The organism is Chryseobacterium sp. CBSDS_008, assembly GCF_049959325.1.
Lineage (GTDB): Bacteria > Bacteroidota > Bacteroidia > Flavobacteriales > Weeksellaceae > Chryseobacterium.
On the sequence record NZ_CP188202.1, the window covers coordinates 208282 to 226464 of the forward strand.

The 18183-nt window shown below is 34.8% G+C and carries 16 protein-coding genes; 9 read left to right on the forward strand and 7 right to left on the reverse strand.

From position 1 onward, the window contains the following. From ACP3T3_RS00900 to ACP3T3_RS00920, 5 genes are all read left to right on the forward strand, one after another. The gene (locus ACP3T3_RS00900; protein ID WP_426478073.1) at window positions 1-339 is read left to right on the forward strand and encodes a DUF4280 domain-containing protein; all 339 of its coding nucleotides are present in this window, start codon (window positions 1-3) and stop codon (window positions 337-339) included. A 1533-nt stretch (window positions 340-1872) separates the two neighbouring features. Next, window positions 1873-2466 carry a Crp/Fnr family transcriptional regulator gene (locus ACP3T3_RS00905; protein WP_426478074.1) on the forward strand — a complete coding sequence of 198 codons (594 nt, stop codon included), beginning with the start codon at window positions 1873-1875 and terminating at the stop codon, window positions 2464-2466. 219 nt (window positions 2467-2685) lie between these two features. Continuing rightward, a complete protein-coding gene (locus ACP3T3_RS00910; protein ID WP_426478075.1) occupies window positions 2686-3102 on the forward strand; it encodes a DUF2007 domain-containing protein in 417 nt (138 codons plus the stop codon). A 366-nt stretch (window positions 3103-3468) separates the two neighbouring features. Then, window positions 3469-3909 (forward strand): hypothetical protein, encoded by a 441-nt coding sequence (locus ACP3T3_RS00915; protein ID WP_426478076.1) that lies wholly within the window; start codon window positions 3469-3471, stop codon window positions 3907-3909. A gap of 63 nt (window positions 3910-3972) precedes the next feature. After that, the gene (locus tag ACP3T3_RS00920) at window positions 3973-4245 is read left to right on the forward strand and encodes a hypothetical protein (protein ID WP_426478077.1); all 273 of its coding nucleotides are present in this window, start codon (window positions 3973-3975) and stop codon (window positions 4243-4245) included. Window positions 4246-4530: 285 nt separating this feature from the next. Here ACP3T3_RS00920 and ACP3T3_RS00925 read toward each other — a convergent pair whose 3' ends face one another. Continuing rightward, on the reverse strand, window positions 4531-4773 hold the full coding sequence (locus ACP3T3_RS00925; protein ID WP_426478078.1) for a hypothetical protein: 243 nt from the start codon (window positions 4771-4773) through the stop codon (window positions 4531-4533). A 1196-nt stretch (window positions 4774-5969) separates the two neighbouring features. Then, a complete protein-coding gene (locus tag ACP3T3_RS00930; protein WP_426478079.1) occupies window positions 5970-6776 on the reverse strand; it encodes a hypothetical protein in 807 nt (268 codons plus the stop codon). 1032 nt (window positions 6777-7808) lie between these two features. Between ACP3T3_RS00930 and ACP3T3_RS00935 the strand changes: the two genes are divergently transcribed. The 3 genes from ACP3T3_RS00935 (at window position 7809) to ACP3T3_RS00945 (ending at window position 11083) form a co-directional block, all read left to right on the forward strand. Then, the gene (locus ACP3T3_RS00935; protein WP_426478080.1) at window positions 7809-8384 is read left to right on the forward strand and encodes a CinA family protein; all 576 of its coding nucleotides are present in this window, start codon (window positions 7809-7811) and stop codon (window positions 8382-8384) included. Between the two features lie 365 nt (window positions 8385-8749). Next, a complete protein-coding gene (locus ACP3T3_RS00940) occupies window positions 8750-9922 on the forward strand; it encodes a DcaP family trimeric outer membrane transporter (RefSeq protein WP_426478081.1) in 1173 nt (390 codons plus the stop codon). A 447-nt stretch (window positions 9923-10369) separates the two neighbouring features. After that, window positions 10370-11083, forward strand: coding sequence for a histidine kinase (locus tag ACP3T3_RS00945; RefSeq protein WP_426478082.1), 714 nt, complete (start codon window positions 10370-10372; stop codon window positions 11081-11083). 65 nt (window positions 11084-11148) lie between these two features. Here ACP3T3_RS00945 and ACP3T3_RS00950 read toward each other — a convergent pair whose 3' ends face one another. The 5 genes from ACP3T3_RS00950 to ACP3T3_RS00970 form a co-directional block, all read right to left on the reverse strand. Then, window positions 11149-11511 carry a transposase gene (locus ACP3T3_RS00950; protein ID WP_426478083.1) on the reverse strand — a complete coding sequence of 121 codons (363 nt, stop codon included), beginning with the start codon at window positions 11509-11511 and terminating at the stop codon, window positions 11149-11151. 130 nt (window positions 11512-11641) lie between these two features. Next, entirely contained in the window at window positions 11642-11866 is a 225-nt protein-coding gene (locus ACP3T3_RS00955; RefSeq protein ID WP_426478084.1) for a hypothetical protein, read from the reverse strand. A 1148-nt stretch (window positions 11867-13014) separates the two neighbouring features. Beyond that, a complete protein-coding gene (locus ACP3T3_RS00960; RefSeq protein WP_426478085.1) occupies window positions 13015-13245 on the reverse strand; it encodes a signal peptidase in 231 nt (76 codons plus the stop codon). A gap of 5 nt (window positions 13246-13250) precedes the next feature. Continuing rightward, window positions 13251-15209: a T9SS type A sorting domain-containing protein gene (locus ACP3T3_RS00965; RefSeq protein WP_426478086.1), complete on the reverse strand. Its 1959-nt coding sequence runs from the start codon at window positions 15207-15209 to the stop codon at window positions 13251-13253. 413 nt (window positions 15210-15622) lie between these two features. Next, window positions 15623-16804: a thioredoxin family protein gene (locus tag ACP3T3_RS00970; RefSeq protein WP_426478087.1), complete on the reverse strand. Its 1182-nt coding sequence runs from the start codon at window positions 16802-16804 to the stop codon at window positions 15623-15625. 633 nt (window positions 16805-17437) lie between these two features. Here ACP3T3_RS00970 and ACP3T3_RS00975 point away from each other — a divergent pair. Continuing rightward, the gene (locus ACP3T3_RS00975; protein WP_426478088.1) at window positions 17438-18124 is read left to right on the forward strand and encodes a metal-dependent hydrolase; all 687 of its coding nucleotides are present in this window, start codon (window positions 17438-17440) and stop codon (window positions 18122-18124) included. Window positions 18125-18183 lie beyond the last annotated feature (59 nt).

The window sequence follows — 18183 nt, forward strand, 5'->3', positions numbered from 1 at the left end:
ATGCCAGAGATAATCACAGAAAAAGCTTCTTTGTTATGTGACAAAGGAGCAGCACCATCATCATTGTCGGTTACCAGCCAATGCTGTTACAGGGCAGATGGTAAGCTTATAGCCACAGAAGCAGATAAGAATACAGAAGTCAATATCGGTTCTTTCGGGCTTTGTTCCATTACCAGGATAAAATGTATCCCTGTTGTTATAAAGTGGGAGAACACTGCAAAGCAGAACAGTTTTAATGATCATAAGGTCCTTACGGAAAAAAGCATATGCCACTGCACTACCGGCGGCCAGATATCCGTTACCCATAAAGGGCATTGTGAAAAACATGATACCGAATAACTATCGGCCATGATTTAATATGACGTTACCTCATACGATCCTTGCTTTTGAAGTAGGGATTTTTTTATTTTCCGCCAAGGATTTCCACTATTGAGCTGTCAGAATGACGCACTATCCAACTGCTGATTGTTGTTATTATTGTTAGATAAAAAACTATAGTGAACTAGTGATAGTATGACTGGCAATCATTGCTTTGTTGACGAATGAGGTGTTATATTTGTGATATGGTAATGAAGGGGTTATATAGTAGTATTGTTTGGAACCATAATGCATTATAAAACAATTTCAGGAGATTGCATAATATCATCTGTATTTCTATAAGATGGTAGTATTGAGGGAAATGTTTTGATCATGTTCATATAAAATTATTCATTAATATATAAACAAATGAGAAAATTGTATTTATTACCTGTTTTTCTTGGTTATCTGTACTACGGGCAGGTTGGGATCAACAATGTAACTCCCAAATCTAGGTTGGATGTTACGAGTAAAACCACAGAAGGAAGTTCTTCCGAAGGTTTAATTATTCTCAGGATAACTGGGTGAGCAATACTGAAATTGATGCAGGTACTGCCGGCACCTATTATTTGTTCACTAGCAGTTCAAAATTCTATGATTGTATTAATTTTTCTATTTATTAATGTACTAAATTCATTAAAATGTTTCGATATTAAATACATATGAACTAAACTAACTTTAATTTATATCATTAGCATTAAAGTTAAAGCAATTGAATATTACCGTTAGTTTTAATTCTTATCCTTATTGAAATGATCAACTTCGTTTGAAAACATTTCATTATAGTCCATATAACCATGCTTAACTAACTATATATTTTTACAACAGCTTAAGACCCATGATTTTTTTTGACGTTAAAACACAAAGTTCCTATATAATCTTAGCGGGGTCTTAAGAAGTGGTAATCATGATAAGGGACTGGTCCGTAGCTGCACTGATGGTTTTGTTATTAATAATATAATTTGTGCAAGATTTCATATGTATCGTCAGTAGCAGTACGGATCCTCCTCAAATCATAGTGTTTTCTCCACTAATTTTTAATTTACTGAAGAGGCTTTCTCAATAATTGAGAAGGCCCCTTTGCTTTTACGGGTGCAGTAGCATTTGCCTTCAAAGCCTCTGAAATACTTCGATTATAAAATCGATTTTTTCTTAATATGTTTAGTGAAAAATCGACATTTAATTCAAGATAATACGACTTTAATTGGGAGGATTTTAAAAATGAACTGTTTACATTTGTTTTATTAAAGATCCATATTTTAACTTTTGTTGCAGTATTGTGGTATTTTATCTGATCGCTTTATGATTTTTATAGGTAGTAATACAGGACATTCCTCCGCAAATATTGCAGCAAAATTCATCTGCTCCTATAGCAGATATTCTTTGCCAGCTAAATAGTATAGGTATTCTCAATTTATAGTATCATAGCCGGGTATTCATTGAGCGTTTGACTTTTACGCTATTAGAAAACTATAACCTAAGTAAATTTTATTCAACTTTTTTAAAAGAAGCAGTATGATAATAGACGAAGATTTGCTTTTAGCAAAGGGTGAAATTAGGTATTATAAGCCGAATGAATTAATTTTTTGTGAAGATGAATTTCCTTTTTATTACTATCAGATTATCAATGGCAAGGTAAAGCTCAATAGTTATAAAGAAGAGGGTAAGGAGTTTATTCATAATATATTTTCAGACGGACAAAGCTTTGGAGAATATACGCTTTTCGCTGAAAAGCCCTATCCAATGAATGCCGAGACTGTTACTCAAAGCAGTATTGTCAGACTTCCCAAGCAAACATTTTTTGAACTGGTAGAACAGAGCACGGAGTTGTTATCGGTGATGGTAAAAAATCTTTCCCATGGAATGTATGATGAATGTATTATTAAAAAATATCTTACTTCTTTAAGCCCTGCGGTTAAAATAAAAGGACTGCTGGATTACTTGAAGGGTTTCCAGAAAAAGAAATTCCTGTATTCGTTCAAAATCCCATTAACAAGGAATCAGATGGCATGTCTGACGGGGCTTTGTGAGGAAACGGTCATCAGGACCTTAAAAAAAATGGAAAAGGATAAGATTGTCACGATCCGCAACGGTAAAATTTATTACTGAAGTATCTATATCTATGAATGTTGAAGTTATAAACAGCAGAATTGATATGTTGATAAGAGCTGGGATCTAAACTCACTGTTACATAAGTGTATCAACCATAAAGAGGCCTTAAAAAAGGTTTTAATATCCGGTTGGGCAGACGCTTGTTCATTATTTTTTAGGAATCCAATCTTTTATCTGCTTCAGACTTATTTGCTGCTGTTTCACAAGATGATTATTATGTCCAGATTAGTAAGTATCAGGTTTTACAGGAAGATTGCCGAGGCAAGGAAAGATAAGCGGTTATTAGAAAAAAACGGAATAAATGGATTTATTGCCAATGAACATCTCGTTCAGCCAGATTGGCAGTTGTCACAGACGGTAGGGGGAGTGCAGCTTCAGGTTTTTGATGTTGATATGGAGGATGCTATGAATGTTCTCTCTGAGAGAAATCATGATGATGTGCGGTATGTAGATAAAACTACGGCAGAAGATGATGAAAAGCCTCCCGTGTGTACCCGATGCGGATCCGGGCGTATTTTCCAGATTGAAAAATTGGGTGGTATTTTTAGGATAAGCAGATCTATTTTCGGATTTCCGAAGGAAACTTCAACATTGTATTATTGTTATCATTGTGATGGTGATTTTATTTGTTGAAATTGCTGCATTTGAAAATGGGAATCTGATCAAGGCTTAAATAGTTGAAAAACTACACCTTATTAATAATAAAACGAAGACTATTATACAAAATATGTGAAATATCTTTTTAGCTTTGTATACAATCTTAGGAAGATATTTCAACATATATTTGAAGTATTTAATCTGAATTATTGTTTTCATTATCCGGTATTGGGTAAGACCATTACCGGATTTTATTTCATTGACGCAGAGCAAACCAGCACTTACCCCGCAATAAAATCATCAATCTGATCAGATTGAGTATTAGATTATAATCATACAAAAACCAATTCCATGCGAAAACTATATTTTTCCGTTTTATCAGGCATTTTGATTTTGTCTCTCATGTCTTGTTCGAATAAGTCAAATAATACAAGGAAACCACAATATTTGGCTACTCCGGGTATGTACAGAACCGATACGCTTATTTCCGGCAACCATCTGGAACCTGAAAGAGTTGTCACAGATAATGTTATAAACCGCACTGTTGATATGCGTCAGTTTCCTGTTGAAATTGCTGAAGAATTTACGGATGAAAATCAGAAACTGGTATTGCAGTTGAGAAACGTCAGGAGCACAAAAATTTCAGGTCGCATTATCCCCGAATCCGGACAGGATAATATTCGTTTTAATAATATTGAGCTCAATAAGCAAAGTATTGATGGTCCTTTCGGAAAAGATTTTGAATATGAGCTCAATCAGGTAGGGGACTACAGTATTGTCATACAGAAAAGCTCAATGGCTTCAGGCAGTCAGAAAGGTAAATTCAGGGTCATTCTGAAATAGTGATCTGGATGTAATTATTGATATTGGGTATATCCTAATCTACGTCTAATTAAAAATTAATATATGAAAAACGACAATCATGCTGTTAGCAACGTTCCATTTGATAAAGTTATCATTTTTGACAGAGAAGGAAATCAGACGGTTTTAAAAACGTACAAGATTATCATTGAGTTGGGGGGGAAAGAATATTTCATTGAAAATAATCCGCATCCCCGAAAGCCGGACGGGATAAGTATCTATTTCGATGCCAACCGGGGCAATCCCAAATTTTTTGCGGTGTATCCCGGAGGTGGAAATTTGGTACACCTTTCTATTAATTCGTGTGAAGATTTGTAAAAGCCGGTATTAATTATGGAATGGCTTTTAGCAAAAATACGGGAGAATCTTTTTTGTCAAAAAGATCAATCTCCCGCTTTTATTCCAAAACCTGTTCAGATTCTCCTAAAACTTACTGCTGGGCATTACCATTTGGTTTATTATGGAAAGTATATTTTGAAGTGCAAAATAGGTCATGCTTTCATTTTGTTTCTCCACCATGTTTTCTTCTAGCCATCTGGTAAATATCCATATGTTGATAAGTAACAATTGACAGGATAGGGGCAGTGTACTTGTTGGAATTTTCTATCTGCAATTGAGAAGCTGATCTTCACAGATCCTGTAGACCATATATTTATTGTCGGTTGAAAATTTAATACAGGATTGGTCATTACATTTTTTAGGATTCTTTCTGTATTCATCCATATACCTTTGAAAATCCTCTGCTTTAAAAGGAAAGATCATAATTTCCGAATCACTAAAATCTCTTAATTCTCCCAAGCTTTGTAAAATTTCTTTTTTGTGCTTTAACGCCTGATTAAAATCCATGATTACTTTTTGTTTTGAAAGTTTAAAATGACCAGCTTACGCTGGTATATGATCACGCCGATTGCCTTCTGATTACTATTAATCAGTGAAGATCGCAGCACACTATTCAAAAAAAAAATTTGGGTATTAAATATGCAACAAAAATAATTAAAAAATTACCATAAAACAAGTAGAGCGGCGGCTTGTGACTTATGATAGTGGTTTGAATAGCAGGGTCATGGATAGGTTGGTATTTACGTGAATTTTATCCAAGGCAGATGAAATTGCAATCCTATATAGGCTCTTAGTTTTATATGACACCTGCTTAGAATCCCCCTCTGTAGCAGGATTGCTAAAAATTTAACAAGACTCCCTTGAGGCGATGAAACGATCAGGATTTTCCAAAGCCTGAAGCAAAAGAAAAGGGTCAAAAAAAAAAAATCAGCTGTCTATCAATTATAAGATGTAATGAAAAAACTATAACCTGTTAAATAAAGTACTATAAATTGTTGCGCTTGTTGTAAAGATAGGTCATACTTTTATTTTCTGTAGATACTCTCATATTAACCTTCAATATATAATAATAACTTTCAATTTTCATAGCTGACAACAATAACGTCATATTTTTTAAACCTGTTATGATTTTTTGATTACTCAGATGTATCGTAACTGGGAAGTCATTATCTGGACGACAGTTCTACAGAAGATGCTTTTTTAGACTAAAAATGATATTGTTACTCCAGGTTCAATGATGTAATGAAACGCTCATTTTAATTATCCGGTAGAATATAAACTTTGTCTCTTTCAGAAGGAAAGTATATGATGAGACCTTAAAAATAACGGGAGATCAAGATCTTTCTGAATAAAAGAATCCTTTGGTATATTTATTAATGGCAGCATACAATTATTTGTTGAGCTTTTTGCAGAAGCTGAGATCCTGATAGAGTTGTAGTTAAAAAACGATCATCTGTTCAATATAATATTACTGCTTTTGATATTAGGAATCAAAAGCATATTTATAGATTTGCATGCAGACCTGTTTCGAGGGTATCCATTATCTTGATCGAAAGGATTATTTTTTTAACATCAGGTTTGTGTTTTACTTTTATTAGCAACTGGCAATGGTATTCCATTGCCGGTTTTTTATTTCTCTAGTGGTATGGGAGGGTAAGACGAGGTAAAATATAAATATTTACTTATCGAATATTTTGTTTTGCTTACATGGCCTGCAATATCTCTATCCAGTTTTTGATAAATATTTCTTGTTTATTTTTAGTTAAGACCTGTAGGGACAGGAAAGGATTAAGATCCTCTAATTCAACAAGGAGAAGTGTACCATCTTGTAGACGGCAGGCATCTATTCTGGTAATTCCTCTGGTTAGATGGTTCCATTGAATAAACTGATCTGCAAATGCGATATCGCTGGCAGACGGAATGTACTCAATAAGTTCCCATCTTTTATCTTTTTGTGGGGCATATACGGCATACTGAAACCTGTCATTGAGATAGACAAAGGAGACTTCATAGATGAAATCAATAAATGGCTGGATAATCTTGCCGCTAAGCTCTATGGAATGGATATCTTCAATGTTGATTTGCTGCTGTCCAATGGAATCTGCGCCGTTTTTCATCTTAACCATATAACTCTCAGAAATTCCCAGCCTATCCAGCTTCTGTAATTTATCTACGGTAGGAATAACCGGGAAATGAATCCTGGTCAGATACAACAGGTAGTTTTTTCCTCTCTGATCTCCTTTTCCATCAAATGAGTTGAATGTTAAAAGACCTTTATGTTTAACATTATGAACAAATTCTCTGAAGTAAGGTTCATATTTCATTACTGATCCTGTATTTCTAAAAATGATAATGTCTGCATATTCCAGATAGGAATTGGCTTGGTGGGGATGACCGATCAGGATATTAAAGTAATTTTTCAGTTTTGAAGTAATATAAAGGTCTTCTCGGTAATAGGCTCTTCCCTTAGCCACGTAATAAAAATCAGTAAGGTATAAAATAGTTTTCATGCTTTACAAGTATTGAACAAAAATAAAGGGAATTCCTAATCGTATGGAATGATGGTGTGTCGTAGTATCTGGATTTACATATAGCGATGTAACTAATGGTTATGCATTTCACTAGATAAAAAACTATACTGAATTAGCGATAGTATGACTAATAATCCGTTTCTTATTGACCAATGAGGTTTTATATTTGTAGTATTATAATGAAGGGATAATATATTACTATTGTTATAAAATAAAATATTCATTAAATATATAATAAATGAGAAAAAATTGTACTTATTACCTATTTTCCTTGGTGTTTTATGCTACGGACAGGTGGGGATCAGTAGTGTAACTGAAATCTATATTTGATGTTACCAGTAAATCACAAGCGGATGTTATGTTGTATTTTTAAAAGGAAGCTCCTTACTATGGAATCCTAACAATGCCTGATCACTATATTTTTTTACACTTGCTTAAGACCCATGACTTTTATTGACGTTAAAAACACAAAGTTCCTATATATAATCGTAATCCGGGTCTTAAGAAGTGGTAATCATGATAAGGGGCTTATTCGTAGCTGCTCTGATGGTTGTTATTATAACAGAGTAAAGATGGTTCAAGATTCATATGACCTTAAGTAGCAGTAAGGATCCGCGCAATTATAATATTGTATTTCTCCACACTAATTTTAATATCCTGAAGAGGCTTTCTCAATATTGAGAAAGCCTCTTTTTTTACGATTGTTGTATTTGAAAAACAGTCGTTATATAGATAGAACTTTATCTACAGGCATGAAGACATACTTCTATTCAGTATAAAAGGTGTCTTATTAAACCCACAATATTCATTTTTAACTGATCTAAGAATCTCTATTGTATGGGTCTTTCAGGCTAAAATTGCTGTTTCTTATTAGGTGTACTTGTTTTGTCTCTAGATGAGAAGATGAAACAAGTGGGAGAAACAAACTGATTGTAATCATGATTTTCCGTTTTTTATTCAGATAGTTTAGCTGCTCAAAGAGAGAATGGATAATTATAATTAAAACATCAAATGATCTTAAAATATCTTCAAATTTCTGAGTATGATCCGGTGCCGGTAAAATCGCTGGTATGTCTGATGGTAGAATTGGAAAACTTATTTGACTGCATTGGGGAGTATCTGCTTTCATCCGGTGAAACCGTTTCTACTGCCGAAGGCGTTACCTCAGGTTTTTTACAGTTTTCTTTCTCCCAGATGAAAGAGGCTTGCGGGTTCTTTAAAGGCGGCATGACTGCGTATTCGTTGAATGAAAAGGTCAATCTTCTTGCAGTGGATGAAGGTGAAGCCAGGCAGTACAACTGTGTATCGCGTCAGATTGCCAAAACGATGGCCCTGGAAGTAGCAAGTCTTTATAAAACCGACTGGTCTATAGGGATAACAGGATATGCAGCTGCGGTAAAAGAATCAAAAGGAAAGGTCTATGCTTATTTTGCCATTGCCTACAAAGGCAATATCGTTCTTTCAGAAAGGCTGGACTTGCATTCAAGAACAAAGTCAGTAAGTGCCAAGTTATTTTATACTGAATTCATTCTGGGATGTTTTAAGCTTGAACTTGATAAGCATAAGGAAAATAATTCATCTGGCTAAAGTTTTTCAGTTTTGAGTCCAATTTTTCTCATTGTATATTTTTAATCTTTATAGTTATGGAACTCAACGACTGAACATCCCAATGATATGGGAACTTTTTCACTTGTGTTTTTGGCTTCCCCTCTGGGGAAGCTTTTCTTTTTTATTTCATCTCAAGGTTGCAGATATTAAAATGCAGAATATGATAAGAATGTAAGGTTATAGAACTTTTTCTATTACGGATGTATAGCTTTAAAAACTGATTAGAATCATGATTCTACCAAAAACGTTGAAATAAATTTACTTTTCTATAGGGGTTTAGAAGATCGTTTAATCCTTAAAAAAAAAACCAATACCTGTGAAAACGTATACAAAAACACATTACGATGAAGAAAATACAAAGGTCCATACTTTTGCTTATGATGTCCATTATTGCCACAAAAGGGCGGGCACAGATTGTTCTTACTAAAACACAAAATGCTGATAATGAATTTGAAGTTTCCCTAAGGCCACTTTTACAGGCGAACTACGGCATTACGTTTCAGAATATGAATGCAACAGACGGATTTGTTCCCCAGGCAATAGAGGTTCCTCAGCGCGATAATATGGGAGGATATTTTAGCCTGAAGCAGTCCAGTATCGGATTGGAAATAAAGAACAAGAATGTTGAAAGGAAAAAAAGTTTTTCTTCCTATCTTGAAATAGACTTTTACGGTAAGGATGGAGCAACGGCACCCCGGTTCAAACATGGATTTATTCGCTGGAACGGATTTACCATCGGCCAGACGGCCAGTAACTTTTCAGATACTGAAATTTATCCCAATATCTTTGATTTTAATGGTCCCAGCGGTCTATTATATTCACGCAGAATTCAGATTAGCTATTATACTGCTGTATCCAAAAAAGGGATTCTTTCTTTCTCATTGGAAGATCCCAATACGCCGAGCATAGCTCTTCCTTCAGATTCTTTAGGATGGAAAAAAAGGGCAATACTTCCGTCATTCTCGGCCATGTACAGGTATGGTGATAAAAACAGTTATATAAAAGCTGGTACCGTTTTGTTACCCATTAGCTATGGGATGAAGCAGAATAATGAAGATCGTTTTAAAACCCGTACTATTGCAGGTTGGGGGGGTATGATGTCAGGGAAATTAAGGAGTGATGAAAAAAACATTTTTAGCTTTGAAAGTTCTTTTGGAAAAGGAATATCCACCTACAATGCTGATCTAAACGGAGAGAAATATGATGCAGTTCCCAATCCGGGTCATCAGAACCTCCTAGAAACGCTGTCGCTATTTAACATTGTTGGAATGTATGAACATTGGTGGGATGGGCAATGGAGTTCCGTTGCTTATGCCAGCTACTCAAAAGTTGGAGCTAAAGATTATGTTTTGGAAGATATGACCAAAAGCCTTTATCATATGAGTCTTAACCTGATTTTTCAGCCTTACAAAAAGTTTAGAATCGGTGTTGAGGCAAATTATGGGGTAAAGCAGACTTTTGACAACAGGAAAGCACATGCCTGGAAGATTCAGACTTCCGCCTCATTACAGCTCTAATAACACTTATAAAAACCTAATCAAGTACTAACTTAACACAGAGAAATGGTAAAAATATTCTTAATAGCCAATATCATTATAATTCCGGTGATGATATTGATTTTACTCAACGGTAAAATCATCAAAACATGCACAGAACTCCCTTGGAAATTGGTATTGCATCTCCAGCATATTTTTTTCTGCATTATTTTTATGGGCATCATTTTTTTTACTGAGAATGTTTTTCTCAGTATGTCTGATTTAATCTGGAGTGTTATTTTAAACAGCATTTTTAATGTTGGTATCTATTATTTGGTCTATTATTATCTGGTACCTAATTTCTATAGGTCCAGTAAATATCCGGTTTTTATTCTGTATGTTTTGATCTGTTTTTTATTGTCATGTTTTTTCAGAATTTTATGGGAGCAGGTTGTATTTACAATGGAATTGAGTAAAGAAGGCTATTATATGAATTTCTTATATAATGTATATATGTATCAGGCGATGGTCATTGTAGTTGCCTCAATTTTAGGGATTACAAAAGATAAATTTTTAATGGAAAGAAGTATTTCCGATCAAGAAAAACAAACTGGAAATAATTATCCTGTGGTACTGAAATCTAAATTAAATCCTCATTTTTTATTCAGTACTCTTAATACTATTCATGATGCAAGTTTTACCTGTCCTACAAAAACTTCAGATTCCATTCTACAGCTGAGTAGGCTTTTGCATTATCATCTCTACGACAGTGAGAAAGAGAAGATAACGGTAGCTCAGGAACTCTCTTCTGTGCAGGCCCTTGCATCTTTGTATCAGTTAAAATACAATCACCAGCTTAACCTTGCGGTGGATGTTCAGGGTAAGAATATTTTGGATCGTATAGAAATTCCATCATCTCTTTTTCTCAATTTATTTCAGACTGCCCTTAAGCATTCTGAGATAGGAGAAAATCCGGAAGGGTTTATAAGGATAAGCTGTAAAGCGGACCATCTTAATTTGTTTTATGAAATCAATTGTAGGGGTAAGGGCGAAAGTACATCTGATGAAAAATCAGCCAGAGTAACCAGCGATAGTGCTGTAATTCATATCCTGGAAAATTATTTCCCTGAAAAGTTTGACTTCTTTTCAGAACAGGGTGATGATTATTATAAAACGATTATAAAAATTGATTTAAATGATTGATATATTCCGGCTGTATGTGTATAGTTTAAAAATTATAATATATTAGTAAAAATACGACTTTGGTTTTAGGTTGTTGTACATATTATATCTTTATCTTTACATAGGTATTTAAAAATATCATTTCTATAAGAATTTTTGTTAGACTTTAGGTTTATTGCTGAATTATTATCATTCTCCGGCTGGGAAAAATTCCAGCCGGTTTTGTTTGTCCGTGTGCTTGGAATTTGCTTTTCACCCGGCCCTTCCACTACCTTATTTTTCATTTCAAAAGCATCCCAGCGATGTCTGATCCTGATTTTCTGAAGGGCTTCTATAGCCAGCTTCTGAACATGAAAGCGGTCAATCACCTGTGTTGCACAAGAAAAACATCTTTTTGCAATCAACTTCATCGAGCTTGCCATATCCAAAGTAATCTCCTTTACCGTCATTCGGAGTTTGCTGCGGATTTTTAAAAGTTATTCGGTAACGGTTTGACTTTTTGTCCCTTTGATAACAGCAACCAGGGCTCCCTTTTTATCTTTCGCATGCTTTGAGGTGAGAAGAGTATACAGTTCTCCATCAGAGAGCTACTTCATCCAGGGAAAGCTGATCTGAAAGGTTTTCAGGATGGAGAATCCAATTTTCTCCATGGGATTTTTGTTTCCAATCTTTAAAATCGCTGAGGCTATTTTTATACTGTCTCTGAAATTTCCTTCCATCAACACCATACAGATCACCAATGGTTTTGCAGGAAAGGGCTAGTATCGGCTGTTTTTTTAAGAACTCAGCAAACTCTTGAGTCATGCGGGTCCCTTTTGCAATGAGATTCCAGTCTCTCTGAAGAATTTTACCGGGTTTTACATCGATCCACCGGCGGCGTTTAATGTAAGCTTCACTGACTTACCGCGCAGAGGAAAATCATCACCGAAATTTCGGCATGGAAGCCTTTTGACTGTAAATGAAGAGATGAAAACTCTTTGGGCAATGTGCTTTTTTCTTCAAAGTAAATAGGCAACAAGTTGTCTTTCTCTTCAAAGCTAACAATATCGAAATAGGAAATTAAATTCGGGAATCAATAACTTCACAAGGTCGTTCTCACTAGACATTTAACAAAAATAAGACTTTATTTTTGCTCCAACTTTTGTGCTTGACCCATATGATCTGTCTGTTAAGGTCAGAATATCCGAAGAATGGTCACCAGGCGAATATTTTTCTTTTAAATTTTTAACTATAAAAAAATATAAGACCAAAAAAACAGGGTAGAATTATTGTGATTATGAAAAAAGTGAGTTATCGGCCCGTAGGAAAACTGTGATTCTGTGTGGCTCATTCTAAAGTGGTATTGAACTGCTCAATGGGAGTGATAGCATAATTATCTTTTTATCTGCCTTAGTTTGCATTTCTTGGTTCACTGACTGAAAAAGATACATATTAAATGTAGTGATTGTTTTACGTTTAAATCTATATAAAACTATATGACTTTCCTGTGTACTCTGCTCTATATGCTGTATGTTTGTAAAGACAATGTAGAAACATTTTGATGTAATAGTTATTAAATTTTTCAAAACATTGTATGACAAGCACTAGGAGTAATACCAACTATATTACTTCACCTGAATAGAAATATTCCGGTTTTTCGATAGCTCATAGTATCATGACCTACGATCTATTGAATACAATTATTTCTTGTCATTTATTTGTGTGTTAACCGGGGTTTACCTCCGGTTTTTTTGTTTCTGTAAAGATATAAAATAAATCGTCTACAACCCTATAACAAAATCCTGTATTCTTATTAGAGGGATATAAGGCTAATCCGCTAACCTTTAAATCATTTTTGATGAGATCTGATGAAGTAGTAGTAATCGAATCTGACTTATTGTATAAACCAATAAAGATATATATAAAATAAAACACTCTCTGATTATTCAGAGAGTGTTTTATTCAATATAATTTTATATCTTTTTGACTACGTATTTCCTGGAGAAAAATAGTACCAAGAGTATGGCAATAGCAGCTAAGGCATGCACATACATATCAATAGGTGACGCGGGAACTCCTGGACCAACTGGTCCTACACCTCCCGGATTAGGAGGTGCACCCGGTCCCACTGGCCCTACACCTGCACTAAGTAATGCAGCTGTAAAAAGGAAAAAAGTTAAATATAATTTATTAATAGTTTTCATATACTTTATTTTAGGATTTTTGTGTTAACAACTTCCCCATTATCTGAAACAACTTTTACAACATATGTACTTTTAACTTGTTTATCCAGTTCAATTACAAAATCTGTAGAAGTATTAACAGCCTTTTTAGAGATAATCAGTTTTCCACTCATATCATAAACTTCGATATCTGCTTTTTTCCATGTCGGGTCGAATCTGACAATATAGTTTGTAATCTGTGGATTATAAACAACCATTGTTCTTGAAGGGCGCTTTGTTTCACCGGTGGCCAGTACTACATTGTTAGGTTCGCCGTAGTACAAATCAAACTCGGTATCGTTAACGGGAATAATGTCTCCCTGTTTAACCTGCTGAGCTGTACCGTTTGGTGATTTATAATAGAATCCAATACCGGTAGATAGAGCATAGACTCCGGTACTAATCAGTTGTGCATTTTCTCTGATTTCGAATTTGTAGGACTTAACTCTATTTAAGTCGTAATTCACTAACTTAATATTCTTTCCCTGGAAATTAGTTTCGTTAGCTTCATTAATATACAGCCAGTATTGGTTCATATAGGTAGTATCATAGCCTCCGTTAGGAGCCTCTTCAAAAGTACCAATAGCATTGGTAGAACTGTTTGTAATTTGTGTTCTGGCATTGGAAGAGTGTCCTGTTACTCCTTCCGGATAAACTATATAATATGTTCTGGATACTTCATTGCCATTAACATCAAGTCCTATAACGCCAAGTTGTTTTACGGTTCCTGTCGTATTTTTATTGGCTGTTACATTATAGTCTGTACTCCCTGATCTGCTGTAATAATTAAACCTTCTCAGATTGGCAAAATTAAGCTGATCTGCAGCATTATTGTCATTAAGTTTAATTGTAAATGTTTCTAATGGTCTGACCATTAGGTAATCGATATCACCTGTAGGTACTCCCGCATTAAAAGTTACAAATTTAAATGCTCCTATATCTAGTGTACCTCCAGCGGTACTAACTACTGTTGCTGGTTGTAGTCGTATTCCATATATGTTACTCAGATAAACGCCGTCTCCGTTGGCTGCCGGTTCATTCTGCGCAATGTTGAATAAGTCCAGATTAGTCAGAAACGGATTAGCGAATGAATAAATGTTTTTACCATAATTACCCTGCCATTCGGTACCTCCTGAAGCAATTTCAAAGGAATCTTGCACATAGGAGCTATAATGTTCATTGTACATATTTACTGCTGAACCATTGGGACCGAAATTAACGCCGACAGCTGCATCATGTAATGTTACAGCAGGTTCCATATCGGTCACTGGTCTCCCTGAAAGGACTTTTGTACTGGTACTTAAGTCCAGACCATTTCCTCCAAGCATATAGTATGTACTACCGGGATTAGTAACTCCTAATTTAGAACTGGTACTAAAATTAGTTGAAACCGTATTGGCATTATTCGACCAGAGGATCTCATTTTTTGAATTCCTGTTATTACTAAAAGTTTTACCCAGCTCTGTACTTAGCGTAGAGGCCGTTTTGTCATAAAACGGCATTCCGATCTGTTGGTAACTACCATGTTTAAATGCTCTATACTCCTGATCTACAATACCTGTAATATTGGATTGCGGAATCCCAGAAATGTAAAGCTGGCCGTAGGTATAAACCGGTGTGGCAGCAGAACTGTTTTCATTAGCTGAAGCATAGGCGGTAGGTTCGTTAAGTTTATTAACAAAATTACCTGTTACGGAACCTTCAGCTTTGTCTGTACCTGCTGTAGTGATCGTTTTAAAAGAATCCGAGGGGGTACCTGAAACCATAAGGTTACCGTGGTTTTCAATAGTACCACTTCCTCTCATTTGTAAGCCTCCACCGTTATATAACAGTGTACCCTTGCTTACGAAAGTTTTAGCAGTGTCATCTACGTGTAATAGAATGTTCTGCGCCTGAACAGAACCTGTTGCTGCTAACAAGCCAATAGCAAATAAACTTTTTCTCATTGGTATAATTATTTGTGTTAAACAAATTTTTAAATTATTTTCAGCTTTTTAAATCCGGTAAATATATGCGGTGATAAAAAGATGATCTATAAAATGTTATACAAATTTAACCCCTAAGATCGTTAGTGAAGTTTTAAATCCTGTAGTACTTTCGCTAACATATTGTAGTTTTTTCACTATCACAAAGTGTTTTATTGTAGTTTTAATAGTGTTTTGGCTGTTGTTGTGTGATTGCTCGGTTTTTTCGACTAATAGCATAGTCGCATTCATTGTATATCTCGTCTTAGAATTTACTGATCATTAATAGAGGCAATAGGGATCATATCATTGATCATAGAGAAAAATTTCTTAATAAGAGTTTTCTATATAACCGTATTGTAACGGTAATTTTGCCTGACGATAATGTCAAATAATTAAATATGAATACTGTGTAACAAATCCTGAATTTTCCCTATAAAATCAGGGTCTTTAAATTCTAACTTTTTTGCGCCTTCCAGTGATTTTTCAGCATGTTCTTTCGCTTTAACATTGTCGCCGAGTTTATAATATAGTTTACCTAGTATATACTGGTTCATCGGATTTGGTTTTCTTTTTTCCGCATCGGATACCCAAAGAATTGCTGTTTCCAGGGAGGATGCAGTAGTAATATAGTCACTGAAAGTTCCGGCAATTAAGGACAGTTCGTTCGGATCTTGGTTGGTATATCCGTTTCGATATTTTTGTAATATCATTTGCTCGTAGGTACGATAATCTTTATTTTCAAGAGCGATATTTGCTTTTTGATCTGACAAAAGCTGATAGGCTTCTTGTTTTCCAAAGAATTTTTCTGTTTCTTTTAAAAAAGTATTCTCATCTAACTGCTTTGTTGTTTTGTTATATGTCTTATTTCGTATGCCTTTCATGATTATGAAGCGGTTATATTCATCAAAATTTTCTTGTGACAAAACCTTTACTATATCTTCTTTTTTTTCCTGGAGTAGTTTATATCGAAGGTCTTGATAGCCGGTAAGAGAAGTAAATAAAAGAATGGCGTCTTCATTATCAATCTTATCCTTTAATATTAAATAGCGCTTAAAAACAAGATAGTTAAATTGCATATCATCCGTGGTCAATTGGATCAGGTTTTTTAAAAAAGCAAGGTCTTTCTCTCCATGTTTAAATTTCTTTTTAAGGGTAGAAATCTGCTTAGTGGGATCCTGCGCATCCTTTCCGATTTGGATAAATTCATTTTCTTCCATATACCCTAAGGCTCTGTGGACTTCTTCACCATTTCCGTCAACGAACAGATAAGTCGGATATGAGCCTACCTTATATTTTTTAGCAAGAGCCGGTCCTTCTCCTTTTTCCATATCGAATTGAGTACAGATGAAATTAGAATTATAATAATCAGATACGCTGGGAAGGGAAAATATTTTGTTTACCATCAGCTTGCAGGGAGCACACCAGGATGTATAAGAATCTAAGAATACAAGCTTATTTTCTCTTTTAGCCTTAGCAAGAGCTTCTGAAAATCTGTTTTCTTCAAATTTGATTTGTTGTGCAAAAACAAAGTGTCCGGTAATGCTATAGATGATGCATAATGTTGTTTTTCTCATAATATATCTTTTTAATGTGTCATTCTCTTAAGTTTTGATTTTCATCCTTTATTGTACGTTGAAAGGTTTTGTCTTTTATTATTGCCTTAAGTAAAGCATTATAGGCAATGGATCGGTAATTGTTGTATGTCATGCATCAACTTTTACCCGGCTGTATTAAAGGATGGTTTAAGCCAAAGGAAGTAATACGATTATTGCTGGTTCTGCGAACAAATCGATATCAATTGTTCTATTTTAATATTCTGATACAAATATAAAACGTTGTGATTTAATATCTTGCCGGTAAAATATAGTATTATCACTAACTGTTTGTATTTTTTTTACTAGTATTTCATATAAAAACTACATCAATAGAAAATATATTGGCTGATTGTATAAAAAACGTTGTTTTTGTTGCGCAGCATGCCAATTCTCATAATAAAATTGTTTTATTTCCGTTATATTATTGTTGGCGTAAGCAAAAGGCTCACCATAGGGAAGAAAACAGCAGAAAATTCGGACCGGATAATATTGCTCCAAGAAGAAAGGCTGCTATTCTAAAATATTTTTTCCTATCAATATGGGTAAGCATTATCAACATTCCGATATCAGGCTTAGAATTCCTTTTATAAATTAATCTTTAAATTATACAATATGAAAATTCAATATTTAGGGCAAAACTGCTTTTTATTCAATGATAAGAACAAAACAATTTTAAGTGATCCTTTTTACAACTACAATAAAGCTACATCAGGATTTAATATCAGTGATCAACAGATTGATTATATTTTGCTGACTCACGCCCACGGTGATCATATTGCGGATGTAGATGAAGTATTAGAGTTTCATCCCGAAGCTTCCATTATAGGGGTTCCGGAAGTCTGCCGCTATTTTAAATCGGCAAAGAACATGGAGTCTATGAATCTTGGAGGATCTTTAGCTGTAGGCGAGCTTACTATTTCGATGGTTCCGGCTCTGCATACAAGTTCTTTTCCGGACGGTCAGTACGGTGGCGTTGCTGTGGGGTATCTGTTGGGAATTTCTGAGGGACGTAATATTTACCTTGCGGGAGATACGGCAGTTATGGCTGATATGAAGCTGTTTCCTGAATTATTCGGAAAAATAGACCTGTCTATTCTTCCTATAGGGGGCCGTTATACAATGGATGGAGAGGGAGCTTCTTTCGCTGCTGCCGAGCTTCTTAAAACGCCACAGGTGATCGGATGTCACTTTGATACATTTCCGCTTATTGAGATTGATCACGAAATCGCATTAAGGCATTTTGCAGACCGAAATGTTGAGCTTATCCTGCCTGAGCTGGGTGAGGTTTTCGAGTTTTAATAATAAATTATCTGACGGATTCCTGACAGCGATAAAGAAATTATGATTAGATGACCACT

Bases quoted from the DNA above. Each gene is read 5' to 3' on its own strand.
- ACP3T3_RS00915 (WP_426478076.1), top strand. From the start codon at position 3,469: ATGTCTTGTTCGAATAAGTCAAATAATACAAGGAAACCACAATATTTG.
- ACP3T3_RS00905 (WP_426478074.1), top strand. From the start codon at position 1,873: ATGATAATAGACGAAGATTTGCTTTTAGCAAAGGGTGAAATTAGGTAT.
- ACP3T3_RS00935 (WP_426478080.1), top strand. From the start codon at position 7,809: ATGATCTTAAAATATCTTCAAATTTCTGAGTATGATCCGGTGCCGGTA.
- ACP3T3_RS00940 (WP_426478081.1), top strand. From the start codon at position 8,750: ATGAAGAAAATACAAAGGTCCATACTTTTGCTTATGATGTCCATTATT.
- ACP3T3_RS00930 (WP_426478079.1), bottom strand. From the start codon at position 6,776: ATGAAAACTATTTTATACCTTACTGATTTTTATTACGTGGCTAAGGGA.
- ACP3T3_RS00965 (WP_426478086.1), bottom strand. From the start codon at position 15,209: ATGAGAAAAAGTTTATTTGCTATTGGCTTGTTAGCAGCAACAGGTTCT.
- ACP3T3_RS00970 (WP_426478087.1), bottom strand. From the start codon at position 16,804: ATGAGAAAAACAACATTATGCATCATCTATAGCATTACCGGACACTTT.
- ACP3T3_RS00900 (WP_426478073.1), top strand. From the start codon at position 1: ATGCCAGAGATAATCACAGAAAAAGCTTCTTTGTTATGTGACAAAGGA.
- ACP3T3_RS00945 (WP_426478082.1), top strand. From the start codon at position 10,370: ATGAATTTCTTATATAATGTATATATGTATCAGGCGATGGTCATTGTA.
- ACP3T3_RS00960 (WP_426478085.1), bottom strand. From the start codon at position 13,245: ATGAAAACTATTAATAAATTATATTTAACTTTTTTCCTTTTTACAGCT.
- ACP3T3_RS00955 (WP_426478084.1), bottom strand. From the start codon at position 11,866: ATGACTCAAGAGTTTGCTGAGTTCTTAAAAAAACAGCCGATACTAGCC.
- ACP3T3_RS00975 (WP_426478088.1), top strand. From the start codon at position 17,438: ATGAAAATTCAATATTTAGGGCAAAACTGCTTTTTATTCAATGATAAG.
- ACP3T3_RS00910 (WP_426478075.1), top strand. From the start codon at position 2,686: ATGTCCAGATTAGTAAGTATCAGGTTTTACAGGAAGATTGCCGAGGCA.
- ACP3T3_RS00950 (WP_426478083.1), bottom strand. From the start codon at position 11,511: ATGACGGTAAAGGAGATTACTTTGGATATGGCAAGCTCGATGAAGTTG.
- ACP3T3_RS00925 (WP_426478078.1), bottom strand. From the start codon at position 4,773: ATGGATTTTAATCAGGCGTTAAAGCACAAAAAAGAAATTTTACAAAGC.
- ACP3T3_RS00920 (WP_426478077.1), top strand. From the start codon at position 3,973: ATGAAAAACGACAATCATGCTGTTAGCAACGTTCCATTTGATAAAGTT.